The sequence below is a fragment of the Streptosporangium sp. NPDC048886 genome (genome assembly GCF_055586905.1).
Window position 1 is genome coordinate 105,330 of record NZ_JBVJHH010000011.1, and the last position, 22,617, is coordinate 127,946.

The following is a 22,617-nucleotide window of genomic DNA, read 5'->3' on the forward strand; positions in this document are numbered from 1 at the left end:
GCCGGGGACCGCTCCCATCAGAAAACCCGCCCCTCCCTCCTCTGCTCCTGCCTCCCGTGGACGCCGACCGGCGCCTGCGGGGCCCCTACACCGCCGGGGGCGCGATCGCCTCGGCGCTGGCCTCGGCGGCCCGGCCGGATCTGGTCGCCCGCTACGACATAGAACTGCGCGCCATGGCTCCCGACCTGCACGGGCTGGTCCCCGCCAGGCGCCGGTCGGTGGCCGACCGGCTGCCCCGGGCGGAACGGATCCTGGTCCACGCGCCCCGCCGCACGCTCCGCCTGTCCAACGGGCTGGCCGAGTTCGTCGGCGAACACCTGGCGGAGGTCGGGCCGCGGACGCTCGTGGTGGAGAACGCCCACCGGGCCGACCCCACCGACCGCGAGCTGCTGGCGGTGCTGCGGCGGCGGATCGCCCCGCGGCTGCTGACCGTCGTGGTCGGCGAGCAGGCCGTACCGGATGAGCCCCTCACTCCGGAGGAGCACGACGCGCGGGCCGAGGAGCTGGAGCGGGAGGGGACGGTCGGCGCGCGGCTCGGAGCGATCCCCTACCACCTCGAGCACGGCACCGATCCGCACAGGGCGGTCGAGGCCCTCCGGTTCGCCGTCGAGTGGTGCCTGGACGCGGGCTGCCACGACGCGGTGGTGGAGCTGGGGCAGCGCGCGCTGGCGCTGACCGACCCGGCTGCCGAGCCGGAGACCTGGTGGCGCTTCCTGCACAGCACCGCGACCGCGCTCGGCTCGCTGAACCGCGAGGACGAGGCCGAGGCGCTGTTCGACCTGGCCAGGCGTGAAAGCGTCTCCCCCCTCACGCACGCGTCCGCCGCCTACTCCACCGGGATGCTCAAGGTCCGCCACCACGACCCGGCCCGGCGCGATCTGGACGCCGCACTGGCCTGGGTGAACCAGGCGATCGCCATCTCCACGCTGCTGCCCGACCCGCGTGAGCGCGCCTTCAAACTGGGTTTCGACCTCAACGGCCGGGCGCTGGTGGAGGTACGGCGGGGCGCCCCCGCCAGGGCGCTGGAGTTCGTCCAGGAGGCGGTGGAGCTGGCCGAGCGCGACCTGCTGCCGGGCGAGCACCCGATCCACCGGCTGGTGCTGCTGGCCAACCGGGCGCAGCTCGCCGTCATGCTGGGCCGCCCCGAGGACGCCCTGGAGGACCTGGACGCGGTGATAGCGGCCGACCCCGGCTACCCCGACTACTACATCGACCGGGGCAACCTGCTGCACCGGCTGGGCAGGCGGGAGGCGGCGATCGCCGACTACGAGACGGCGATGCGGGCCGGCCCGCCCTTCCCCGAGCCGTACTACAACCGGGCCGAGATCCGCTTCTCCGCCGGCGACCACCAGGGGGCGCTCGTCGACCTGGACCACGCCCTGGAGCTGGACCCGGAGTTCGTGGACGGGCTGGCCAACCGGGCCGGGCTGCTGGCCGCGCTCGGCGACCACGGCAGGGCCAGGGCCGATGCGGAGGCCGGGCTCGCGCTGGATCCGGCCAACCCGTATCTGCTGTGCGCGCTGGGCCAGGTCGAGATGGCCGAGGGTCACCACAAGGAGGCCCGGGCCGCGTTCGACCGGGCGCTGGAGGGCGCCCCCTCGCTCGCGGCCGCCTGGGCCAGCCGGGGGATGCTGGCCTTCGAGACCGGCGACCCGGAGGGCGCGGTCGCCGACTTCACCCGCGCCCTGGAACCCGGCGCGGACCCCGCGCTGCTGTTCAACCGGGCGATGGCGCTGCGCGCCGCGGGACGGGAGGAGGCGGCGGTGGCCGACCTCACCCGCGCGCTGGAGCTGGCACCGGACGACGACGACATCCGGCGGGAGCTGGCGGGCTGACGGCCGGGGCCGTGACCGCGGGCTCCGGGGTCGTTCCAGCCGGCCCCGGAGCCCGCGAGGGCCATGACGGCGGGGCCGGCGGGCTGACGGCCGGGGCCGTGACCGCGGGCTCCGGCGCCGGCGGCCGGGGCCGGCCCCGATCCCGCGGACCGTGCGGCACCGCGGGCCGGGCCGCCGTCAATCCTGCGGCCGGGACTCGATCAGCTTCCGCATCATCGCGACGAACCCCGCCTGTTCGGTCTCGTCGAGCGCGGTGAACCAGGCCCGCTCACGCCGGGTCTGGAGCTCGAAGGCCTCGGTCACCATCGCCCGCCCCTTCTCCGTGAGATCGACGTAGACCAGCCTTCGATCGGCGACGGTCCGGCTGCGCTCCACCAGGCCCTCCCGCTCCAGCGTGTTGACCAGGTTCGACACCGCCGAGCGGGTCAGCACCGACATCTCGGCGAGCCGGGCCGACTGGGTGGGCCCCAGCAGCCACAGTTTGAACATCAGCCGGAAGCCCGGCAACGTGAGCCCGCGCGGCCGGTGCACCCGGGACTCCAGATCGTTGACCAGCATCTGGGAGAGCTGCAGCACGTTGTAGGAGAGCGTGAAGGCGCGGGAGTCCGCCGGCGCCCGCATGTCCGCCACCCGGTCTCTCGCGTGCGCCTCGTACCAGCTCTCGGCCGATTCGTTCATGCGTCCGATCTTCTCAGGGTCTTGCGCCGGCGCCACTGACTCTAGATGATGAAGGACGAAATAGTTAAGGCCAAAACATTTACTCGGGAGAGTACGGATGTCAGTGGTCATCGTGGGTGCCGGCATCGGCGGGCTGGCCACGGCCCTGAGCCTGCACGCGGCGGGTATGACCGAGGTGGTGATCGCCGAGGCCGCCGCGGAGCTGCGCCCGCTGGGCGTGGGCATCAACCTGCTCCCGCACGCGGTCCGCGAACTGGCCGAGCTGGGCCTGTCCGACCAGCTCTCCGGGATCGGCGTGGCCACCGGAGAGCTCGCCTACTACAACCGCTACGGTTCGCCGATCTGGTCCGAGCCCCGCGGCCTGCGCGCCGGATACCGCTGGCCGCAGTTCTCGGTGCACCGGGGCCGGCTGCAGATGCTGCTGCTGGCGGAGGTGCGCAGGAGGCTGGGCGAGGCCGCGGTGCGGCCGGGTCACACGCTCACCGGCTTCCACCAGGAGGGCGGCACGGTGTCGGCCCGGTTCGCGACCGCCGGCGGGGAGACCGAGCTGACCGGTGAGGTGCTCATCGGCGCCGACGGGATCCATTCGGCGCTCCGAGCCCTGCTCTACCCCGACGAGGGGCCACCGCCGTGGAACGGCCTGGTCCTGTGGCGCGGGGTGTCCCGCGCGCGGCCGTTCCTCTCCGGCCGCTCCATGATCATGGCCGGGGACGGCACCGCGAAGTTCGTCGCCTATCCGATCCAGGAGGCGACCCCGGGCCTGGTCAACTGGATCGCCGAGCGCCCCATGGACGAGGCCGTCGCGCGCGGCGACTGGAACCGGCCCGTGGAGCCCGCCGAGGTCCTGCGCCACTTCGGCGACTGGCGGTTCGACTGGCTGGACGTGCCGGGACTGATCTCGGCGGCCGAGGCCGTCTACGAGTACCCGATGGTCGACCGGGACCCGCTCCCCCGCTGGTCGCACGGCCGGGTGACCCTGCTCGGCGACGCCGCCCACGCGATGTACCCCATCGGCTCCAACGGCGCCTCCCAGGCGGTGCTCGACGCTCGCGTGCTCGCCTACGAACTCGCCGTCGGCCGCTCCCCCGAGCAGGCTCTGTGCGCCTACGAGGAGCGGCGGCGGCCCGTGACGACCGCGCTGTGCCTGGCCAACCGGGGCATGGGGCCGGAGGTGGTGATGAGAATCGCCCACGAGCGCGCACCCGGCGGGTTCGCCGACATCGAGGACGTGATCCCGGCGGCCGAACGCGAGGGCATCGCGGCCGCCTACAAGCGCACCGCCGGCTTCGATCCCCGGCTGCTCAACGAGCGTCCCTCCCACGGCGTGGCGCCGGCATGAGACCCGAGCTGACCCCGCTGGCCGCCTTCCGGGTGGAGCTCGACCCGGTCCTGGAACTGGGCGACTCCCCCTGGGGCCGCCGCCGGATCATCAACATCGCCGGCGGCTCCTTCGAGGGCACACGGCTGTCCGGTGAGATACTGCCGGGCGGAGCCGACTGGCAGGTCGTGCACCCGGACGCGAGCGCGAGCATCGACACCCGCTACACGCTGCGTACACATGACGGCGCCCTGATCTACCTGCAGACCACCGGCGTCCGGCACGGCCCGCCCGAGGTGATGGCGCGGCTCGCCGGGGGCGAGGAGGTGAACCCCGCCGAGTACTACTTCCGGCTGTTCTGCCGTTTCGAGACCGGAGCGCCCGCATATCGCTGGCTCAACCGCTCGCTGGCCGTCGCGTCCGGCACGCGCACCCCCGACGCCGTGCTCTACGACGCCTACGAGGTGAGATGAGGCACGGGGCTCGCGCCGGGCCTACACGGTGGCCGGGAAGGCCGAGGACGCGCGGATCCGGAGTTCGGCCGAGAAGAGACGGCCGGGCTCTCCCGCGCGGCCTTCGACGCTGTCCACGAGCAGTTCCACCGCCGCCTCGGCCGTCTCGCCGGGCAGGAAGCTGAGCGTGCTGATCGGCGGATCCGTGTGGAGGGCCGTCGGATCCTCGGTGGTGCAGACGAGCAGCAGGTCGTCGGGGACGGACCGGCCGCACCTGCGGACCGCCTCCAGCAGGAGCGGCGGGTTGACCTCGACCAGGGTGAAGAGCGCGTCCGGCGGGGCCGGGCCGTCGAGTAGTTCCTCGACGGCCTCGAGCGTCGGCTGCAGGCCGGGGCCGGGGAGGCAGACGATGGAGGGTTCACGGCCCCGCTCGGCGCACCAGTCCCGGTAGGCGGCGGCCGACTCCTGGTGGAAGCAGGCCGTGGTCGCGCCCGCGACGACCGCGATCCGCTCGGCGCCGGCCGCCTCCAGGTGATCCAGGACCCGGCGCACGGCGCCCCCGTGGTCGAAGTCGATCCAGCGGCCGACCGTCCCCGCCCCGCCCGCCGCCTCCGCCAGGGCCCGCCGGTCGGAGACCACCGGGATGCCCGCCGCGAGGAAGTCCCCGACCATCGGGTCCCCCGCGACCGGGTCGACGACGAACACGCCGTCCAGCGGCATGTCCAGCCAGCAGTCGTCCGGCCCGGAGGTGGGCAGCAGGACGACCCCGTATCCGTGGGTCAGGGCCGCCCGGGTCGCGGCGGTGACGAGCTGCCCGAAGTAGGCCAGCTCGGCGTAGACCCACGGCGTCTCGACGTACTCCCGCGCCGCGAAGCCGATCAGCCGGGTGTGCCCGGCGCGCAGCAACCGCGCCGTGGCGTTCGGGCGGTAGCCGAGACGGCGCGCCACCTGCCGTACGTGCTCGCGGGTGGCCGCGGGCAGGCGCCCGGCTCCGTTCAGCGCGTCCGACACGGTCGTCTTGGAGACCCCCGCGGCACGGGCCACGTCCACCAGGCGGACCCGTGCGGCGGAGCTGCGGTCTGGCTGGCTCATGGGCGTGATCCTGCCACCCGGCCGCCGCCGCCGGCTACCCCTGCCACCGTTGCAGAATCGTTCCTTCCACCCCTTGTGCAGGAACGTTCCTTCACCAATACTCGCTGGCACCTCAGCCGCACGGCGCAAAACGTCGCGGCCCGTTCAGAAAGAGGTGGTCTGATGCGCACCTCCCGTTTCGCCGCCGTGACCGCGCTGCTCGCGCTCGCGACCGCCGCGTGCGGCGGCGCTCCAGGCGCCGGCCTCGGTGGAGGCTCCGCCGCTTTCGAGATCACCAAGGACACCCCGCCGGCCAAGGGCCCGGTGGACTCGGTCACCTGGTCGCTCTACGCCGAGCCGCAGTCCCTGGACTACGCCTACGCCTTCGACTACCCGCCCAACACCGTGCTCGCCAACGTGTGCGAGCAGCTCATGCGGATCACGCCCGATCTGAAGCTGCAGCCGGGCCTGGCCAGTTCCGTGGCCTCCCCCGACCCCAGGCGCTGGGTCTACACGATCCGCCCGGGCGTGCGCTTCCACGACGGCTCCACGCTCACCGCCGAGGACGTCGTCGCCAGCCTGCGCCGCCACCTGGACCCCAAGACCGGCTCCTACTGGATCTCGGCTTTCCGCAACGTCGAGTCGGTCGAGAAGACCGGTCCGATGGAGGTCACGGTCCGTCTGAAGAGACCCGACCAGCTCTTCAACGAGGAGATGGGCACCTCCGCCGGGACCGTCGAGAGCGCCGCGTTCCTGGCCAAGGCCGGACAGGGCTACGGCACCCCGGACGTCGGCGTCAACTGCACCGGCCCGTTCGCCCTCGACACGTGGCAGAAGGGTCAGTCGATCACTCTCAAGAAGTTCGACGGCTACTGGGACCCGGCCCTCGCCCCCAAGGTGAGCACGGTCAAGAACGTGTTCATCCAGGACCCCTCCGCCCGCATCAACACGATGCTCGCCGGCGAGGTCGACGGCGGCTACCTGCTGCCGCCCAGCGGTCTCGCCAGACTGCGCGCCGCCACCAACGGAAAGCTCTACTTCGGGCCCAGCACCACGGCCGTGAGCCTGATCCCCACCGACCTCAAGGGCACGCTCGGTGACGTCCGCGTCCGCAGGGCGCTGTCCATGGCGCTCGATCGCACGGGCATCATCAAGGCCGCCGCGGGCGGGGTCGGCACACCGGCGAAGGCGCCCGCCGCGATCGGCGCCTGGGGAATCGCCGTGAAGGCGGCCGAGGGCTACTACGCCAAGCTCGCGGCCCTCACCCAGGATCTCGCCGGGGCGAAGAAGCTGATCCAGGAGGCCGGCGCCACCGGAAAGAAGATCGTGATGGCGACCAGCACGCTCTCCCCGGAGATCGGCGTCATCGCCAACGCGGCGCAGGCGGCGGGGCGCGCCATCGGCCTGGAGGTCGAGCTGAGGGCGGTCGCCCCGGACGCCTACACGGCGCTGTTCTCCGACCCCAAGGCCCGTGAGGGACTCGACCTGATGATGACCAGCTGGTACGACTCCACCCCCGACCCGCTGGAGTTCTACGGGAACCTGCAGACGGGCAACTTCGCCAACTACGGCGGCTACTCCAACCCGGACTACGACGCCCTGCTCGACCGGGCGAGCGGCCAGAGCGACCCCGCCGCCCGCGCCGCGACGGTCGCCGAGCTGCAGGAGATCGCGGTCCGTGACCTGGTCTGGATCCCGCTGTACGAGGTGCCGCACACCATGTTCCTCAACAACCGGCTCACGGGCGCACCGACCAGCATCGCCCAGCTCCAATATCCCTGGGCCGCCCGGTTGGGTTCGGCCGGCTGAGCCCGGCCATGGCGCACTTCCTCCTCCGCCGGATCGCCGGAATCGTCGCGATGCTGGTCGCCACCTCGTTCGCGGTCTTCGGCTCGGTCCACCTCGCCCCCGGCGACCCCGCGGCCTTCCTCCTGGGAGGCCGCTCGGCGTCACCGGCGGCGATCGCGGCCATCAAGGCGCAGTACCACCTGAACGACCCGTTCCTGGTCCAGTACGTCAAATGGATCGGCGGCGTGGTCACCGGCGACTTCGGCCGGTCGGTGCAGTTCCGGCAGGACGTGGCCGGCCTGATCGCCGCCCGGCTGCCGACCACGCTCTGGCTCGTCGGCTACGCCGGCCTGCTCATCCTGGTCGGCGGGCTGGCGCTCGGGGCGCTGGCCGCGCTGCGGCCGGGCGTCGTCGACCGGCTGGTCCTCGTCGGCACGGGCGTCGCCACGGCCACCCCGGCGTTCGTCGCCGCGATCGGGCTGATCTCGCTGTTCTCCCTCCAGCTGGGCTGGTTCCCGGCCTTCGGCAACGGCACCGGCTTCGGCGACCGGATCACCCACCTGACGCTCCCGGCGGTGGCGCTCGCCCTGACCTTCGTCGGCCTGCTGGCCCGGGTGACCCGGGCGGCGATGCTGGAGGAGTTGGCGCGTGAGCACGTCGAGGTGGCCCGCTCGCGTGGCATCGCCGGCACGGAGGTGTTGCGCCGGCACGTGCTCCGCAACGCCCTCGGCCCGATCACGACCGTGACCGGGACCGTCGTGGCGGGCCTGCTGGTCAGCACCTCGATCGTGGAGACCGCCTTCGGCCTCTCGGGGGTCGGCCAGCTGCTCGTCGGCTCCGTCACCGTCAAGGACTTCCCGGTCGTGCAGGCCGTCAGCCTGCTGGTGGTGCTGGCCTTCGTCTCCGCCAACCTCCTCGTCGACGTGATCCATCCCCTCATCGATCCCCGGCTGTCCCACGCGAAGGGAGACGCGTCGTGACCGTCCTGCCCGTCCACCGGCGCAAGATCCTGGCGCCGCTGACCCGTCTCGCCGGAGGCGACAAGCTCGTCACGGCCGCCCTCGCCGTCCTGGCCGTGCTGATCGTCGCGGCGGTCTCCGCCCCGCTGATCGCACCGCACGATCCCGACGGCATCGATCTGTCCGCCACCCTGAGCGGCTCCGGCGCCGACCACCTGCTGGGCACCGACCAGTCGGGCCGCGACATCCTGTCCCGGCTGATCTACGGCGCCCGGACCGGCCTGCTCGGACCGCTGGCGGTGGTCAGCGTGTCCACCTTCCTCGGCATGCTGGTCGGGGTGGCGGCCGCCTGGCACGGCGGGGTCGTCGACTCCCTGCTGTCGCGCGCCATGGAATTCGTCTTCTCCTTCCCCGCCCTGCTGCTGGCCATCATCCTGGTGGCGATGTTCGGCGCCGGATCGACGGCCCCGATCGTCGCGATGAGCGTCGCCTACACCCCCTATGTCGGCCGGCTGGTACGCGCCGTGGCCCTCCGGGAGAAGGCCCGCCCCTACATCCAGGCGTACCGGGTGCAGGGCTGGTCCGGCTGGGTGATCTGCCTGAGGCATCTGGTCCCCAACATCGCCCCCCTGGTCCTCGCCCAGTCCGCGATCAACTTCGGTTACGCGCTCATGGACCTCGCGGCCCTGTCCTTTCTCGGCTTCGGTGTCCAGCCGCCCACCGCCGACTGGGGCGTGATGATCAACGACGGGTCCGCCGCCCTGCTCCAGGGCGCGGCACTGCCCGCTCTCGCCCCCGGTGTCACCATCGTGATCGCGGTGGTCGCCTTCAGTATCGTCGGCGAGGCCGTCGCCGACCGCGTCGCCGGGCGGGAGCGATGATGGCCGCCCCGCTGCTGGAGATGGAGAACCTGAACGTGCGGCTCCCGTCCGGCAGGGCCGCGCGCCCCATCCTCGCCGGGGTGTCGCTCCAGGTGGCACGGGGCGAGACCGTCGGGCTGGTCGGCGAGTCCGGGTCGGGCAAGTCCGTCACCTGCCGGTCGGTGCTGGGACTGCTCCCCGAAGGGGCGGTGGCCACCGGAAGCCTGCGGGTGGAGGGCGACGACGTCCTGACGATGTCTCCCGCCCGGCTCCGCGAGCTGCGCCGCCGCGGAATCTCCATGGTCTTCCAGGACCCCCGGGCCTCGATCAACCCGCTGCGCAGGATCGGCGATTTCATCACCGAAGGGATGCGGGCCGGCGGCGTGTCGCGGGAAGCCGCGCTCAGGCGGGCCGGGGAGTTGCTGGAGTCGGTCGGGATCCGTGACCCCCGCGCCGCGCTGCGCAGGTATCCGCACGAGTTCTCCGGCGGCATGCTGCAGCGTGTGATGATCGCCGGTGCGCTCGCCGGAGAACCCCGGCTGCTGCTGGCCGACGAACCCACCACCGCGCTGGACGTCACCACCCAGGCCGAGGTCGTCTCGATCCTCACCGGCCTGCGGACCGAGCGCGCCATGGGGATGCTCTTCGTCACCCACGACCTGGAGCTGGCCGCGGCGATCTGTGACCGCATCTACGTGATGTACGCGGGGCGGATCGTGGAGGCCCAGTCCGCCGACGGGCTCTTCGCCCGGCCCCGCCACCCCTACACCGCCGCGCTGCTGGCCTCGACCCCGCGGCTGGACTCCGACCTGCCGCCGCGCGGCGTCCCGGGACGCCCGGTGTCGCTCGCCGAGGCTCCGGCCGGATGCGCCTTCGCGGCCCGCTGCGCCCACGCACGGCCCCGGTGCGCCGAGCACGAACCGGTCCAACGGGAGGTCGACGGTGCTCACGTCGCCTGCCTGCGTGTGGAGGAGCTGGTCGATGAGTGAGTACGCGCTGCGGGTCGAGGGCCTGCGCAAGTCGTTCGGCGACCACGTGGCCGTCGACGACGTCTCCTTCTCCCTCCGGCCGGGCGGCTCCCTGGCCGTCGTGGGCGAGTCGGGATCGGGAAAGACGACGACGGCACGGATGCTCGTCGGCCTGGAACGGCCGGACGCCGGCCGGATCCACGTCGGCGGACGAGACCGCTCGGACACCGCCCGCGGCAGGGCGACCAGGCTGGCCCGTGCCCGCGAGATCCAGATGGTCTTCCAGGACCCCTACCTCTCGCTCGACCCCCGCGTCACCGTCGCCCGGTGCGTCGAGGAACCGCTGAACCTGCACTTCGCGCTGAGCCCGCGGCAGCGACGCTCCCGCCGCGACGAACTGCTGGCGCGGGTGGGCCTCGGCGAGCGGGAGGCGGACGCGCTCCCCAGGCGGCTGTCCGGCGGCCAGCGCCAGCGGGTCGCGCTCGCCCGCGCGCTGGCGACCGAGCCGAAGGTGCTGATCCTGGACGAGGCGACCGCCGCCCTCGACGTGTCCATCCAGGCGCAGATCCTCGACCTGCTGGCGGAGATCCGCCGGGACACCGGCGTCGGATACCTGTTCGTCACCCACAACCTGGCGCTCGTCCGGCACGTCGCCGACGACATCCTCGTGCTCTACCGGGGACGCGTGGTCGAATCCGGCCCGACCCGGCAGGTGCTGTCCGACCCCCGACACCCCTACACCCGCCTGCTGCTGCACTCGGTGCCACGACACGGCTGGGACCCCGCCCAGATCGCGGCCGACCGGCGTGCCCTCGCGGCCACCTTGAAGGAGTTCCCGTGACCGACCTCGCCTACCTTCCCGCGACCGAGGCCCTGCGGCTGTTCCGGTCCCGCGCGCTGTCCCCCGTCGAGCTGATGACCGCCGTCATCGAACGGGCCGAAGCCGTCGAAGAGCGGGTCAACGCATTGACCGAACGCACCTTCGAGGATGCCCTCGCCCAGGCGGCGAAGGCCGAGCACGCCTACCGCGACGGCGGCTCGCCACGGCCGCTGGAAGGGCTCCCGGTGGCCGCGAAGGACGAGCAGCCGATCGCCGGGCGGCTGGCCACGGACGGCTCGCTCGCCTACGCCGACCAGGTGGCCGAGGAGACCCACCCGGTCATCGAACGGGTGCTGGCCGCCGGCGGGATCATCCACGCCCGCACCACGACGCCCGAGTTCTGCTGCGCGGCCTTCACCCACTCCCGGCTCTGGGGGCTCACCCGCAACCCGTGGAACCTGGACTACTCACCCGGCGGCTCCTCGGGCGGCTCGGGCGCGGCGCTCGCCTCCGGTACGGCCACGCTCGCCACCGGCTCCGACATCGGCGGCTCCATCCGCCTGCCCGCCGCGGCCACCGGAACGGTCGGCTACAAACCGCCCTACGGCCGGGTGCCTGCGATGCCCCCGTTCAACCTGGACCACTACTGCCATGACGGGCCGATGGCCCGCACCGTCGCCGACTGCGCACTGCTGCAGAACGTCATCGTCGGTCCGCACCCCGGCGACGTGGTCTCTCTCCGCCCGGCGGTCCGCATTCCCGACCGGCTCGGAGACGTCGTCGGCCTCCGCGTCGCCTATGCCCCCAACCTGGGCGACTGGGAGATCGAGCCCGATGTCGCGGCCAACACCAGGGCCGTCGCCGACGCCCTGGCCGCGGCCGGGGCGATCGTCGAGGAGGTGGAGGTCGGCCTGCGCCGTGCCGACGTCATGCGCGCCGCCTTCATCCACTTCGGCACCATCTTCGGCCCCATGGTCGCCAACGCCGCGGCCGAGCACGGTGACCGGCTGACCCGCTACGCCCTCACCTTCGCCGCGGAGTCCCGGGCGGCTGCCGAGCGGGACGGTTTCCTGGCCGGGTTGGAGCTGGAGGCCACGATCTACGCGGTCATCGGCGCGCTGCTGGACCGCTACGACGTGCTGATCTGCCCGACCGCCGGGGCACCCGCCCTACGCGCGGGCGAGGACTACGTCGATGCCAAGCTGGTCGTGAACGGCGTCGAGCTCGGCCACTACATGGAGTACTCGCTGACGACCGTCTTCAATGTCGCCAGCCGCTGCCCGGTTCTCAACGTCCCGTCCGGACGGGCGTCCAACGGAGTCCCGACCGGGGTGCAGATCGTCGGCCGCAGCTACGACGACGCGACCGTCTTCCGGGTCGGCGCCGCCGTCGAGCGCGTCCGTCCCTGGGCCCTGCGCCCCGAAACGCTCTGACCCCCCGGCCCGGCGCCCTCACGCGCTCCGGTCCTCTGGCGCTCCGCTCCCCCGGCCCATGCCCCGGAGCGCGCCGATCCCCTGTTCTCCACGCCCCCGAAGCACTCCGATCCCCCTGGTCTCACGTCGAGGAGAGTCCGTATGCCCGCCCCCGCCGACCTCGTCTTCCACAACGGTCCGGTGCACACGCTCGGTCCCGCCCGGACCGCCGCCACGGCGGTCGCCGTCCGTGCCGGCCTGATCGTCGCCGTCGGCCGGGACGCGGACGTGCGACCGCTGATCGGCGCGGCCACCGAGGTCGTCGACCTGGCCGGCCGGGCCCTGCTGCCCGGCTTCCAGGACGCCCACGTGCATCCGGTCCTCGCCGGCGCCACCATGATCCAGTGCGACCTGCACGACGCCCGTGACGCCGGCGAGGCCCTCGCGGCCGTCCGGACCTACGCCGCGGCCAATCCCGGGGCCGAATGGATCGCCGGAGGCGGCTGGTCCATGGAATGGTTCTCCGGCGGCACGCCCAGCCGGCACCTGCTGGACGCGGTGGTCCCCGACCGGCCCGTCCATCTGATCAACCAGGACGGCCACGGCGCCTGGGTCAACACCAGGGCCCTGGAACGGTGCGGGATCGACGCGGACACCCCGGACCCGATCGACGGGCGCATCGAGCGGGAGGCCGACGGCACCCCGCAGGGCACGCTCCACGAAGGCGCGTCGGACCTGGTCTCCCGGCACCTCCCCGAGCCGACCGCCGACATGATGCTCCGCGCGCTGCGGGCCGGCCAGCGGCGGATGCACTCGGTCGGCGTGACGGCCTGGCAGGACGCGATGGTCAGCCCCGAGGTCCAGCGGGCCTACCTGACCGCGGCCGAGTCCGGGCTGCTCACCGCCCGGGTGGTCGGCGCGCTCTGGTGGGACCGCGAAAGAGGCGAGGAGCAGATCCCCGAACTGCTCGCGCGCCGAGGCGGCGCGGGACGGTTCCGCGCCACCAGCGTCAAGATCATGCAGGACGGCGTGGCGGAGAACTTCACCGCCGCGATGACCTCCCCCTACCTGGACGGCTGCGGATGCCGCACCGGCAACCAGGGGCTCAGCTTCCTCGACCCGGAGAGGCTGCGCGCGCACGTCACCCGCCTGGACGCCGAAGGCTTCCAGGTCCACGTGCACGCCGTCGGCGACCGGGCGGCCCGTGAGGCCCTCGACGCGTTCGCCGCCGCGCGCGCCGCCAACGGCGTGAACGACCACCGCCACCACATCGCCCACCTGCAGGTCGTGCACCCCGCCGACGTGCCGCGGTTCGCCGCCCTGGGGATCGCCGCCAACGTCCAGCCGCTGTGGGCGGCGCACGAGCCGCAGATGGACGAGCTGACCATCCCGTTCCTCGGTCCGGAACGCGCCGGCTGGCAGTATCCCTTCGGGGACCTGGCCCGGACCGGCGCCCGGCTCGCGGCGGGGAGCGACTGGCCGGTCAGCAGCCCCGACCCGTTCTGGGGCATCCACGTCGCGGTCAACCGCACGGCTCCGGGCGGGGACCGGGAGGCGTTCCTGCCGCGGCAGCGGCTCGGCCTGACGGCGGCGCTGGCCGCCTACACGATCGGCACGGCGTGGGTGAACCACCTCGACACGCGGACCGGCACCATCGAGGAGGGCAAGCTCGCCGATCTGGTGGTCACCGACCGCGACCCCTGCTCGATCCCGGCCGGTGAGCTCGCCGAGACGTCGGTGCTGGCCACCTACGTCGAGGGCAGCCGAGTGCACACCGATCCGGCCTTCTGAGCCACCGCCCGGCCTCACCCGTCGCCGGACGGCCCGAGCGTGATACGGATCTTGGACTGCCTGGAGGGGAGCTTCTCCCAGTCGTCCATGAAGGTCGCCTGGAGGCCGTGCTCGCCGGCCAGCGCGACCAGTGTCGCCGTGCGGTAGTAGAAGTCCTCGCCGAGGACCTGGTGCTCCTCGCCCTCCGTGCGGTCGAAGGTGAAGTCGAACCAGCCGGTCGGCTTCATGATCCGGCCGACGTGCCGGAAGCACTCCTCGATCACGTGGCGTGGAGAGTGGGAGAAGACGCTGTGGGCGTGGACCACGTCGAAGGCCCTGTCGGGCAGGGCGGCCAGGCGCAGGTCGCCGACCGGCATGAGATGCGGGAGCTTGTCGCGCAGGCCATGGCCGACGATCGTGTCCTGGGCGGCGATCAGGATGTCGGGAGAGATGTCGACGCCGTAGTAGTTGCCGGTGTCCAGATAGTCGATGAACAGGCGTCCGGCCCGCAGGTTGCCGCAGCCGATCTCCAGCAGGCGGTGGTCGGGCCGCAGGCCGTGCCGTACGAGGTAGTCGAACTGCAGCCGGCCCATGGCCAGCCAGCGTTCGTGCGACTTGCTGCCCACGGCCGACTCCGAGCCGCGGGCGGTGTCGGATTTCATCACGGCCCGGTAGTAGCCGATGTGGTCGCGGGTGCGCAGGCGCAGCCAGGTGTTCCTGGTCAGTCTTCTCAGGTGCGGCGAGATCCGGCCGGGGTGGCCGAGGGCATACCTGATCTGGTGGACGATGCTGGCGCGGTTGTTGTTGTGCATGTCTCCCCCGGGGCAGGGCTGCGCTCCTGGTGATCTTGTCGGCGATGCCGATGATATCCGAGAGTGACAGAACTGTTACTCAAGGGGATGACGCCGGGAGTGGCGGCCTGCGCCGCCCGCCGCTCCCGCCGCCCGACAGGAACCGCTCGGCCAGCTCGCAGGTGCCCTCGGTGTAGCCGGCACCGAGCTCGGCGGCGATGTCGACTCCGGTGTGCGTGCCGATCCAGGCGACCAGCAGCAGGCGGCGGAACATGATGAAGGTCCAGATCTCGGTCTCGTCCTCGGCCGGCAGGTCGAGGACCGTGCGGTAGCCCCGCACCCAGGAGTCGACCATCTCGGGGACCCGGGGGTGGTGCTCGATGAAGCTGAGCGCGGCGGCCAGGTCGTAGAGGTACCAGCCGAAGCCGCAGTCGTCGAAGTCGATGACGCTGGGCGGCCCGTCGCCCACCACCAGCAGGTTGGCCAGGCGCAGGTCGGCGTGGATGAGGCCGTAGCGGCCGGCGCCGCGGCCGAAGCGGCGGAGCCGGGCGCGCAGTTCCCCGTCGAGCCGCTCCAGCACGGCCCGCGCCTGCGGGTCCATCCCCACGCCGTCCTGCCAGCGGCCCCACCGCGACCGGGCGCCGAGAGCGGCGTCGTAGTCCCAGTGGAAGCGGGTGAACCCCGCGGGGCGCGGCCAGCTCCGCGCGTGCCGGTGCATCCGGGCGGTGATCGCGCCGAGCCGCTCGAAGCCGGGCACCAGCCGCTCCTGCGGCGGCTCGGTCCCGGGCAGGAACTCGAACATCACGCAGTCACGGGGCTGCGGGCCCGGGACGGTCAGCACCCGGGACCCGTCCGGCGCCGGCAGCACCCGGGGCGTCCGGATCCCGGCCTCCTCGCGGAGCGCCTCCAGCCAGGCGAGCTCCGACAGGATCGCCGGGGTGGCGTGGTAGCCGAGGCGGTGCACCCGCAGGATGGACCGGACCCCGGTGGCCGGGTCGTCCACCCGGTAGGTGGCGTTCTCCGACACGTTGACCAGCGTGACCTCGGCGTCCGGCAGCCCGTGGATCCGCACCGCCGCGCGGGCGGCCTCGTGCACGCGGGCCAGCACGTCGCCCCCGGCGGACAGATCGTGGACCTGCATGGATTCTCCGTTCGCGTGGGCGGAACCCCGGATCTCATATGAGATCTTGCACCACCGGTCGGCGGCGGATACAAACCGAATTGTCCACTGCTAAGGCCCCAAAGGCTTAAAGGAGCCCGGTTGAACCTCGAACTCGCGCTGCGCATGTGTGAGGCCTCGGTGAAACAGGCCGGGCGTGAAGGGGCCCTCGTCTCGGTGGCGGTGGTCGACGCGGGCGGCCACCTGGTCGCCTTCCAGCGGATGGACGGCGCGGAGATCGCCGGCCCGGTGCTGGCCCCCGGCAAGGCCTACACCGCGGTGGCCCACCGGATGCCCACCGCCGACCTCGCGCCCCTGGTCGCGCCGGGCGGAGACCTGTACGGCCTGGCCGGGGACCGGTACGTGTGCTTCGGCGGCGGCATCCCGCTCTGGGACCGCGGCGAGGGCCGCAGGGTGGTGGGCGCGGTCGGGGTCAGCGGTGGCACCGTGACCCAGGACGTGGCCTGCGCCGAGGCGGCCGCCGCGCTCTGGGACGGGGCGTAGGCCACCGACCGCCACTCGGGAAGGCCCGGCGGCGGGCCGCCGCCGGGCTTGCGGAGGCAGACCACCACCGGGCTTGCGGAGGCAGACCACCACCGGGCTTGCGGAGGCAGACCACCGCCGAGCTCCGGGAGCAGATCGCCGCCGGGCTCCGGGGGCGGCCGCCGCCGGTCCCGCCCCGCCGGACCGGTGATCACCGTGTTACCTCCGTTGCCGGTGGGGCAGAGGCGTCCCTGCCCCCAGGCGGTGATCGCCTGACCGGTCCCACTACGTGGAGGATTCCGTGAACGTTCTCGTGCTGCTCGCCCTGGTCTGCTTCCTGGCCGCCACGATCTGGGCCGCCATCGGCCGGTCCTGGCCGGTGGCGCTGCTCGCAGCCGGCGCGTTCCTGATCACGCTGTCCGGCACGTCGCTGATCGACGGCTAGATGACCCCCTTTTCCCGCAGGGCGGCGAGGTCCTCGGCGGTCAGACCGAGGGCGCCGAGGACCTCGCCGGTGTCCGCGCCGTGCGGGCGGCCGGTCCAGCGGATCTCACCGGGGGTGCCGGTGAGCCGGAACATGACGTTCTGCATCCGCACCGGGCCGAGCTCGGGGTCCTCGACGGTCGTGATCGCGTCCAGGGCCGCCAGCTGCGGGTCGGCCATGATGTCGCGCACGTCGTAGATGGGGGCGACGGCGGCCTGGGCCTGCTCGAAGGCGGCCAGGACCTCCTCGCGGGTGTGCTCGGCCACCCAGGCCGCCACGGCGCCGTCCAGCTCGTCGGCGTGCGCGACCCGGCCCGATCCGGTGGCGAACCACGGCTCGCCGATCACCTCTGGGCGGCCGACCAGACGCATCACCCGCTCGGCGATGTTCTGGGCCGAGGTGGAGACCGCGACCCAGGAGCCGTCCTTGCAGCGGTAGGTGTTGCGGGGGGCGTTGTTGACCGAGCGGTTGCCGGTGCGCGGCGGGACGGTGCCGAGCTGGTCGTAGATGGTGGGCTGGGCACCGAGCACGGTCAGGATCGGCTCGATGATGGACAGGTCGACCACCTGTCCCCGGCCCGAGCGCAGCGCGGTCATCACCGCGAAGGCGGTGGCGAGGGCGCAGATGCCGTCGGCCAGGCCGAACGGCGGCAGCGTCGGCGGGCCGTCCGGCTCACCGGTCATCGCCGCGAAGCCGCTCATCGCCTCGGCGAGCGTGCCGAACCCGGGCCGCTTCGCGTAGGGGCCGAACTGCCCGAACCCGGTCACCCTGGCCAGCACCAGGTCGGGGTTGGCCGCGCTGAGCCGCTCGTAGGAGAGGTTCCACCGCTCCAGCGTCCCCGGCCGGAAGTTCTCGATCACCACGTCGGCCTCGCGCACCAGCTCCACCAGCAGGTCCTGGCCCTCGGCCGTGGACAGGTCGAGCGTGATCGCGCGCTTGTTGCGGCCGAGCATCTTCCACCACAGCCCCTCGGGGCCGTGGCCGCGCGAGGGGTCGGGCCTGGCCGGGTGCTCGACCTTGATCACCTCGGCTCCGTAGTCGCCGAGCAGCATCGCCGCCATGGGACCGGCGAACAGGGTCGCCAGATCCAGCACGCGGACACCGTCCAGGGCCTTCATATCTCCTCCATGCGGCGCGAGCCGATCGTCGGCGACCGTTCGGGGGCGGGGTGGGTGCACAGGAGCCTCACAGTGTGTCCGGGGGGCACGGGCCCCGTGCCGGCGTACCGCTTGCGCCCATGACATGACGTGGTCGCCCACCCGCTCCGGCGGCACCGGGGCGGGCGGGCCGTACGGCGGCTGTCAGGCACCGGAGCCGGCGAGACTCCGGTCGATCTCGGCGCGGGCGGGCATGGACGTGCTGGCCCCCTCCCGCTGAACGGACAGGGCCGCGGCGGCGCCGGCGAACCGGACCGCCCGGTCGGGGGGCTGCCGCTCGACGTGGGCGACGGCGAGCGCCCCCACGAACGTGTCGCCCGCCGCCGTGGTGTCCACCGCCCGCACCTTGGGCGCCTGGACGCGCAGGGCCGGGGCGGTGCCGGGTCCGGCGCTGAGCGCGCCGCGCGACCCCAGGGTGATGATCACCCAGTCGACCTTGGTCCGCAGCTCCCGCACCGCCTCCTCGTGGTCGGCGCGCCCGGTGATCGCCGCGGCCTCGTGCTCGTTGGCGACGAGCACGTCCACGGCCTCCAGCAGCTCGTCGGGGAGCGGCTGGACGGGGGCGGGGGTGAGGATCACCGTGGTCCCCGCGGCCCGCGCCGCGCGGGCCGCGGCGGTGACCGCCCCGATGGGGAGTTCGAGCTGCAGGAGCAGGACGTCGGAGCGGGCGATGACCTCCAGCTCGGCCTCGGATGGCGCGGTCACCGCGCCGTTGGCGCCGGGGACCACGATGATGGAGTTGCCGCCCTGGTCGTCGACGACGATCTGGGCGATGCCGGAGGGGCCGGGCACGGTGCGCAGACCGCTGACGTCGACTCCGGCCCCGGCCAGCGTCCGGCGCATCTCGGGGCCGAAGGCGTCGTCGCCGACGGCGCCGAGGAAGGCGACCTCGGCTCCGGCGCGGGCGGCGGCGATGGCCTGGTTGGCGCCCTTGCCGCCGGGGACCGTGCGGAACGCGCGGCCGGTCACGGTCTCGCCGAGGCCGGGGGCGGCCTCGACGTAGGCCACCAGGTCCATGTTGACACTGCCGAATACCGAGATCATGGTTCCTCCGTCGCCAGGGCCAGCGTGCGGGCCGCCAGCTCGTCCAGGCCGATGCCGTCGAAGCCGGTGATACTGCTGGCCAGCCGGTTCTGCAACGACCACTGCGGCGGGATCGCGGACGCGCCACACAGCGCGCCGGCGATGGAGCCCACGGTCGCCCCCGCCGAGTCAGTGTCCCAGCCGCCCGCCACGGCCCCGGCGATCGAGGCGGTGAAGTCGCCCCGGCCGTGGACCAGCGCGGCCGTGATCAGCGCGGCGTTGTTGATCGTGTGGACCCAGTGCAGGGCCCCGTGGCGCCCGTGGAGGCGGTCGACGACCCGCTCGAAGTCCTCCTCCTCGCGCGCGTCCTCGGCGGCCAGCCGTACGGCGGCGGCCAGCCGGGACCGCGGTGGGATCACGGCGAGACCCGCGGCGACCACCTCCTCGGCGGAGGAGGCCACCAGCGCCGTGGCGCACATCGCGGCCACGAACATGGAACCGTAGATCCCGTTGGCGGTGTGGCTGAGCCGGGCGTCGCGCCAGGCGAACTCAGCGGCCGTCGCCGGGTCGCCGGGGTTGGCCCAGCCGTAGACGTCGGCCCTGATCAGCGCCCCGATCCACTCCCTGAAGGGGTTGCGGAAGGTCGCCGTGGAGGCGGGGGCGGCCCCGTCCGGCTCCGGCCCGCCCTCCGGGGAGGGCGGCTCCAGGCCCGCCAGCAGGTTGCGGTAGGCGGCGCGCTCGGCGGTGAACACCCGGCCGCCGGGCAGCTCCTCCAGCCAGAGCTGCGCGACGTCGTCGGTGGTGAAGGCGCGGCCACGCCGTTCGAGCAGGGCCAGGGCCAGCAGCGCGAAGTTGAGGTCGTCGTCCTCGGGGACGCCGTCGATGTTCTCGGCGAGGCTGTTGACCGCGCTGCGCCGGTTCCATGGCCAGCGCGCGCCGATCTCGGCGGGCAGGCCCCGCGCGGTGAACCATCCCCGGATCGGCCAGTTACCGGTCGCCTCGGCGATGGCCCTGATCCCCTCCCGGGGGATCTTCTCCACGGGCTTGCCCAGCACGCATCCCGCCGCCCGGCCGAGCCACGCCCCCAGCATCCGGTCCGTGGCCTGCGGGGACGGGGCGCCCGCCGGCCGCCGGGCGACCGGCCAGCGCGGGCAGGCCGCGACGATCCCGGCCAGGGTGGAGGGTTCGGGGAGCGGGGACGGGAGCGCGGCGAGCTCGTCGAGCAGCTCCTCGGCCAGGCCACGCAGCCGGGCCGGGGGGATCTCGGGCGAGGCCCCCGCCCGGGGTGGGGCGTCGTGTCCTCCCGCGGCGTGCCAGCGCGCGGCGATCTCCGTCACCTCGCGGCTGTCCTCGGCCGCCTGGCGCAGCTCGTGGCCGACCAGATCCTCCGGCTGCACCCAGGTCAGGCGGATCATCCGGCGTCTCCGAGGAGCGCGGCGAAGGCGGACTCGTGGGCCCGGCGGCGCTCCAGGTCGGCGACGTGGATGCGGCGCGCGACGCGGGCCAGGTCCAGTCCGGGGGTGACGAGGTCGGTGCGGCTGGCGGTGGAGATCTGGTCGACCCAGTCGGCGGGCACGGCCTCGCGCCCGCCGAGGGCGCCGGCGATGGCGCCGCCCATGGAGGCGATGGAGTCGGCGTCGCGGCCGTAGTTGACGCCGCCGAGGACGGTGTCGCGGTAGTCGCCCTTGGCGATCAGCAGGAACGCCAGGGCGAGCGGGAGCTCCTCGATGCTGTGCAGGCGGCTCGGACGGCGGGCGCCGAGCCCCTGGTCGCGGTAGGTGTCGGCGACGGTGTCGTAGGGCTTCATGGCGGCGCGCAGCCGCTCGAAGGAGCCGTCCCAGTGGCCGAGGCCGCGGGCCACCGAGCAGACCGCGTCGATGGCCGCCGCCGTGCCGTCCTTGGCGAGCCGGAGGCAGGTGGCCACCACCGAGTCGGCCGTCGCGCCCGGGCGCATGGCCTCGGCCACCGCGGCGGCGAGCACCCCGGCCGCCTCGCGGCCGTAGCTGGACTGGTGGGCGCCGGCCAGGTCGATCGCCTCGGCGTAGGCGGCGTCGGGGTCGGCGGCGTTCACCACGCCGACCGGCGCCATGTACATCGCCGCGCCGCAGTTGACGATGTTGCCCGTCCCGGCCTCACGCGGGTCGACGTGGCCGTAGTGCAGCCGCAGCACCAGCCACTTCTCCGCCAGGAAGACCCGGTGCAGCGGCAGCGCCTCGGCCTCCAGCTCCGGGATCCAGCGCTTCTCGCCCATCATCTCCGGGACCAGGTGCTCGGCCGCCGAGTAGGCGTCCAGGTGACCCCCGGCCCGCTCGTAGACCCTGATCAGCGCGTGCGTCATCAGAGTGTCGTCGGTGATGTGGCCGTCGCCCTTGTGGTAGGGGGCGATGGGCCGGGCGTTGCGCCAGTCCTCGAAGAACGGCGGGACCACGCCCTCGACGTGCCCGCCGTAACGCCCGTGGATCTGCTCGGGCGTCCAGCCTTCGGTGGCGCCGCCGAGGGCGTCGCCGACGGCGGCGCCCGTCACGCATCCGACGGCCCTGTCCTCCAGGGTCCCCCTGCCCGCGTTCACCGGAGCGTCCCCGCCCGTGCCCGCCGGCCGGGCCGCCGCTTCACCTGCTGCGCTCATGAAATCCATCCCCTCGCGATGTCCAGTAGATCAGTGCCCGCCAGCTCCGGCAGGCAGCAGCCGGTCAGAACGGTGCTCCACCCGCGCGGCAGCGCGTCGTGGCCGGTGAAGGCGCCGGTCAGCGCGCCGGTCAGGGCCGGCGCGGAGTCCGCCGCGGCGCTCAGGCAGGCGGCGGCCGGCACGGCGGTGCGCGGCGAGCCGCCGGCGGCCTCGGCCAGCGCGAGCGCCACCGGGAACGTCTCGGCGGCGGCGACCCCGTAGCTGTAGACGTGGTCGAACAGCGCCGCGTCCAGGGCGGGCACCGCTTCGAACGGGTCGCCGGCCTCCCTCGTGACCGCGAGCGCGACGCGGGTCGCACGGCCGATGACGGTGTCCTCGGGGAGCGCCTCCAGCGCGGCCTCCACGGCCTCGCCCATCGCCCCGCCGCCCACCAGGACACCGATCGCCCGCGCCATCGCGACCGCCCCGAGCACGCCGTCACCGGCGTTGGTGACCTGGGCGTCGGCCGTGGGGTCCAGCCCCGCGGCGCCGAAGGCGACCGCCCGCACGACCGCGGCGTCGTCGAAGAAGTGCGGGTTGTCGTGGCCGCTGGCCGGCGGTCCGAGGCCGCGCGCGAGGTTGTCCAGCGCGGTCCGCACCGAGATCCGCGCCCTGATGTCGTCCCTGCCGGTCAGGGCGGCGAAGGCCGCCGCGCGCTCCTGGTCGACGGTGAGCACGGTCCAGGCGAGCCATTCGGCGTCGTCGGACGGTCCGACGGCCAGCGGCGCGACCGGCTGGTTGAGCGCGAACGGCACCGGCAGCGTGGTCACCCGGTGCTCCTCGGCGAAGGCGTCGAGCTCGCGGTGGAGCCGCCTGCTCCACGGCGCGTGCACCCCGGCCCGGTGCCGCGACGACGGCCAGCCCGCCGCGTCGCCGATCGCCAGCCCGGCGAACGCCCCCAGGATCCTGTCCCCCGACATCATC

21 protein-coding genes are annotated in these 22,617 nt (G+C 73.5%); 12 read left to right on the forward strand and 9 right to left on the reverse strand.

What is annotated here, in order from left to right; all coding sequences use genetic code 11:
• Nucleotides 1-56: 56 nt before the first annotated feature.
• Nucleotides 57-1,835 carry a tetratricopeptide repeat protein gene (locus tag ACZ6R6_RS15690; RefSeq protein ID WP_470093805.1) on the forward strand — a complete coding sequence of 593 codons (1,779 nt, stop codon included), beginning with the start codon at nucleotides 57-59 and terminating at the stop codon, nucleotides 1,833-1,835.
• 177 nt (nucleotides 1,836-2,012) lie between these two features.
• Here the strand turns inward: ACZ6R6_RS15690 and ACZ6R6_RS15695 are convergent, their stop codons facing one another.
• The gene (locus ACZ6R6_RS15695) at nucleotides 2,013-2,513 is read right to left on the reverse strand and encodes a MarR family winged helix-turn-helix transcriptional regulator (RefSeq protein ID WP_470093807.1); all 501 of its coding nucleotides are present in this window, start codon (nucleotides 2,511-2,513) and stop codon (nucleotides 2,013-2,015) included.
• Nucleotides 2,514-2,610: 97 nt separating this feature from the next.
• Between ACZ6R6_RS15695 and ACZ6R6_RS15700 the strand changes: the two genes are divergently transcribed.
• Together ACZ6R6_RS15700 and ACZ6R6_RS15705 are read left to right on the forward strand one after the other, a co-directional pair.
• Nucleotides 2,611-3,852, forward strand: coding sequence for a flavin-dependent oxidoreductase (locus tag ACZ6R6_RS15700; RefSeq protein WP_470093809.1), 1,242 nt, complete (start codon nucleotides 2,611-2,613; stop codon nucleotides 3,850-3,852).
• Nucleotides 3,849-4,304, forward strand: a complete 456-nt coding sequence (locus ACZ6R6_RS15705) for a DUF3237 domain-containing protein (protein ID WP_470093811.1) — start codon at nucleotides 3,849-3,851, stop codon at nucleotides 4,302-4,304. The genes ACZ6R6_RS15700 and ACZ6R6_RS15705 overlap by 4 nt, the downstream gene beginning before the upstream one ends.
• 21 nt (nucleotides 4,305-4,325) lie before the next feature.
• On the opposite strand, the gene ACZ6R6_RS15710 is transcribed toward ACZ6R6_RS15705, so the two are convergent.
• A complete protein-coding gene (locus ACZ6R6_RS15710; RefSeq protein ID WP_470093813.1) occupies nucleotides 4,326-5,375 on the reverse strand; it encodes a LacI family DNA-binding transcriptional regulator in 1,050 nt (349 codons plus the stop codon).
• A 162-nt stretch (nucleotides 5,376-5,537) separates the two neighbouring features.
• Here ACZ6R6_RS15710 and ACZ6R6_RS15715 point away from each other — a divergent pair, with 162 nt between their 5' ends.
• The 7 genes from ACZ6R6_RS15715 to ACZ6R6_RS15745 all read left to right on the forward strand — a co-directional run bounded on the left by ACZ6R6_RS15715 (nucleotide 5,538) and on the right by ACZ6R6_RS15745 (nucleotide 13,952).
• Nucleotides 5,538-7,163, forward strand: a complete 1,626-nt coding sequence (locus tag ACZ6R6_RS15715) for an ABC transporter substrate-binding protein (RefSeq protein ID WP_470093815.1) — start codon at nucleotides 5,538-5,540, stop codon at nucleotides 7,161-7,163.
• An 8-nt stretch (nucleotides 7,164-7,171) separates the two neighbouring features.
• Nucleotides 7,172-8,122: an ABC transporter permease gene (locus ACZ6R6_RS15720; protein ID WP_470093817.1), complete on the forward strand. Its 951-nt coding sequence runs from the start codon at nucleotides 7,172-7,174 to the stop codon at nucleotides 8,120-8,122.
• Nucleotides 8,119-8,982, forward strand: a complete 864-nt coding sequence (locus tag ACZ6R6_RS15725) for an ABC transporter permease (RefSeq protein WP_470093819.1) — start codon at nucleotides 8,119-8,121, stop codon at nucleotides 8,980-8,982. The genes ACZ6R6_RS15720 and ACZ6R6_RS15725 overlap by 4 nt, the downstream gene beginning before the upstream one ends.
• Nucleotides 8,979-9,950 (forward strand): ABC transporter ATP-binding protein, encoded by a 972-nt coding sequence (locus ACZ6R6_RS15730; protein WP_470093820.1) that lies wholly within the window; start codon nucleotides 8,979-8,981, stop codon nucleotides 9,948-9,950. The genes ACZ6R6_RS15725 and ACZ6R6_RS15730 overlap by 4 nt, the downstream gene beginning before the upstream one ends.
• Nucleotides 9,943-10,770 carry an ABC transporter ATP-binding protein gene (locus ACZ6R6_RS15735; protein WP_470093822.1) on the forward strand — a complete coding sequence of 276 codons (828 nt, stop codon included), beginning with the start codon at nucleotides 9,943-9,945 and terminating at the stop codon, nucleotides 10,768-10,770. Before ACZ6R6_RS15730 ends, ACZ6R6_RS15735 begins: the two co-directional genes overlap by 8 nt.
• Nucleotides 10,767-12,182 carry an amidase gene (locus ACZ6R6_RS15740; RefSeq protein WP_470093824.1) on the forward strand — a complete coding sequence of 472 codons (1,416 nt, stop codon included), beginning with the start codon at nucleotides 10,767-10,769 and terminating at the stop codon, nucleotides 12,180-12,182. Before ACZ6R6_RS15735 ends, ACZ6R6_RS15740 begins: the two co-directional genes overlap by 4 nt.
• 141 nt (nucleotides 12,183-12,323) lie before the next feature.
• Nucleotides 12,324-13,952: an amidohydrolase gene (locus tag ACZ6R6_RS15745; RefSeq protein ID WP_470093826.1), complete on the forward strand. Its 1,629-nt coding sequence runs from the start codon at nucleotides 12,324-12,326 to the stop codon at nucleotides 13,950-13,952.
• Between the two features lie 14 nt (nucleotides 13,953-13,966).
• Here ACZ6R6_RS15745 and ACZ6R6_RS15750 read toward each other — a convergent pair whose 3' ends face one another.
• Complete coding sequence (locus tag ACZ6R6_RS15750) at nucleotides 13,967-14,743, reverse strand: methyltransferase (RefSeq protein ID WP_470093828.1); 777 nt, start codon at nucleotides 14,741-14,743, stop codon at nucleotides 13,967-13,969.
• Nucleotides 14,744-14,822: 79 nt separating this feature from the next.
• The gene (locus tag ACZ6R6_RS15755; RefSeq protein WP_470093830.1) at nucleotides 14,823-15,863 is read right to left on the reverse strand and encodes a phosphotransferase enzyme family protein; all 1,041 of its coding nucleotides are present in this window, start codon (nucleotides 15,861-15,863) and stop codon (nucleotides 14,823-14,825) included.
• A 120-nt stretch (nucleotides 15,864-15,983) separates the two neighbouring features.
• Here ACZ6R6_RS15755 and ACZ6R6_RS15760 point away from each other — a divergent pair, with 120 nt between their 5' ends.
• Both ACZ6R6_RS15760 and ACZ6R6_RS15765 read left to right on the forward strand, forming a co-directional pair.
• Nucleotides 15,984-16,385, forward strand: a complete 402-nt coding sequence (locus ACZ6R6_RS15760; RefSeq protein WP_470093832.1) for a GlcG/HbpS family heme-binding protein — start codon at nucleotides 15,984-15,986, stop codon at nucleotides 16,383-16,385.
• Nucleotides 16,386-16,665: 280 nt separating this feature from the next.
• Entirely contained in the window at nucleotides 16,666-16,809 is a 144-nt protein-coding gene (locus tag ACZ6R6_RS15765) for a hypothetical protein (protein WP_470093834.1), read from the forward strand.
• On the opposite strand, the gene ACZ6R6_RS15770 is transcribed toward ACZ6R6_RS15765, so the two are convergent.
• The 5 genes from ACZ6R6_RS15770 to ACZ6R6_RS15790 form a co-directional block, all read right to left on the reverse strand.
• Complete coding sequence (locus tag ACZ6R6_RS15770) at nucleotides 16,806-17,966, reverse strand: CaiB/BaiF CoA transferase family protein (protein ID WP_470093836.1); 1,161 nt, start codon at nucleotides 17,964-17,966, stop codon at nucleotides 16,806-16,808. The genes ACZ6R6_RS15765 and ACZ6R6_RS15770 overlap by 4 nt on opposite strands.
• Nucleotides 17,967-18,149: 183 nt before the next feature.
• Nucleotides 18,150-19,049, reverse strand: coding sequence for a ribokinase (gene rbsK / locus ACZ6R6_RS15775; RefSeq protein ID WP_470093838.1), 900 nt, complete (start codon nucleotides 19,047-19,049; stop codon nucleotides 18,150-18,152).
• Complete coding sequence (locus ACZ6R6_RS15780; RefSeq protein ID WP_470093840.1) at nucleotides 19,046-20,443, reverse strand: ADP-ribosylglycohydrolase family protein; 1,398 nt, start codon at nucleotides 20,441-20,443, stop codon at nucleotides 19,046-19,048. The genes rbsK and ACZ6R6_RS15780 overlap by 4 nt, the downstream gene beginning before the upstream one ends.
• On the reverse strand, nucleotides 20,440-21,654 hold the full coding sequence (locus ACZ6R6_RS15785; protein WP_470093841.1) for an ADP-ribosylglycohydrolase family protein: 1,215 nt from the start codon (nucleotides 21,652-21,654) through the stop codon (nucleotides 20,440-20,442). Before ACZ6R6_RS15785 ends, ACZ6R6_RS15780 begins: the two co-directional genes overlap by 4 nt.
• Nucleotides 21,651-22,616, reverse strand: coding sequence for an ADP-ribosylglycohydrolase family protein (locus tag ACZ6R6_RS15790; RefSeq protein WP_470093843.1), 966 nt, complete (start codon nucleotides 22,614-22,616; stop codon nucleotides 21,651-21,653). The genes ACZ6R6_RS15785 and ACZ6R6_RS15790 overlap by 4 nt, the downstream gene beginning before the upstream one ends.
• Nucleotide 22,617 lies beyond the last annotated feature (1 nt).

Bases quoted from the DNA above. Each gene is read 5' to 3' on its own strand.
- ACZ6R6_RS15695 (WP_470093807.1), bottom strand. From the start codon at position 2,513: ATGAACGAATCGGCCGAGAGCTGGTACGAGGCGCACGCGAGAGACCGG.
- ACZ6R6_RS15700 (WP_470093809.1), top strand. From the start codon at position 2,611: ATGTCAGTGGTCATCGTGGGTGCCGGCATCGGCGGGCTGGCCACGGCC.
- ACZ6R6_RS15705 (WP_470093811.1), top strand. From the start codon at position 3,849: ATGAGACCCGAGCTGACCCCGCTGGCCGCCTTCCGGGTGGAGCTCGAC.
- ACZ6R6_RS15710 (WP_470093813.1), bottom strand. From the start codon at position 5,375: ATGAGCCAGCCAGACCGCAGCTCCGCCGCACGGGTCCGCCTGGTGGAC.
- ACZ6R6_RS15715 (WP_470093815.1), top strand. From the start codon at position 5,538: ATGCGCACCTCCCGTTTCGCCGCCGTGACCGCGCTGCTCGCGCTCGCG.
- ACZ6R6_RS15720 (WP_470093817.1), top strand. From the start codon at position 7,172: ATGGCGCACTTCCTCCTCCGCCGGATCGCCGGAATCGTCGCGATGCTG.
- ACZ6R6_RS15730 (WP_470093820.1), top strand. From the start codon at position 8,979: ATGATGGCCGCCCCGCTGCTGGAGATGGAGAACCTGAACGTGCGGCTC.
- ACZ6R6_RS15735 (WP_470093822.1), top strand. From the start codon at position 9,943: ATGAGTGAGTACGCGCTGCGGGTCGAGGGCCTGCGCAAGTCGTTCGGC.
- ACZ6R6_RS15745 (WP_470093826.1), top strand. From the start codon at position 12,324: ATGCCCGCCCCCGCCGACCTCGTCTTCCACAACGGTCCGGTGCACACG.
- ACZ6R6_RS15750 (WP_470093828.1), bottom strand. From the start codon at position 14,743: ATGCACAACAACAACCGCGCCAGCATCGTCCACCAGATCAGGTATGCC.
- ACZ6R6_RS15755 (WP_470093830.1), bottom strand. From the start codon at position 15,863: ATGCAGGTCCACGATCTGTCCGCCGGGGGCGACGTGCTGGCCCGCGTG.
- ACZ6R6_RS15770 (WP_470093836.1), bottom strand. From the start codon at position 17,966: ATGAAGGCCCTGGACGGTGTCCGCGTGCTGGATCTGGCGACCCTGTTC.
- rbsK (WP_470093838.1), bottom strand. From the start codon at position 19,049: ATGATCTCGGTATTCGGCAGTGTCAACATGGACCTGGTGGCCTACGTC.
- ACZ6R6_RS15780 (WP_470093840.1), bottom strand. From the start codon at position 20,443: ATGATCCGCCTGACCTGGGTGCAGCCGGAGGATCTGGTCGGCCACGAG.
- ACZ6R6_RS15785 (WP_470093841.1), bottom strand. From the start codon at position 21,654: ATGAGCGCAGCAGGTGAAGCGGCGGCCCGGCCGGCGGGCACGGGCGGG.
- ACZ6R6_RS15790 (WP_470093843.1), bottom strand. From the start codon at position 22,616: ATGATGTCGGGGGACAGGATCCTGGGGGCGTTCGCCGGGCTGGCGATC.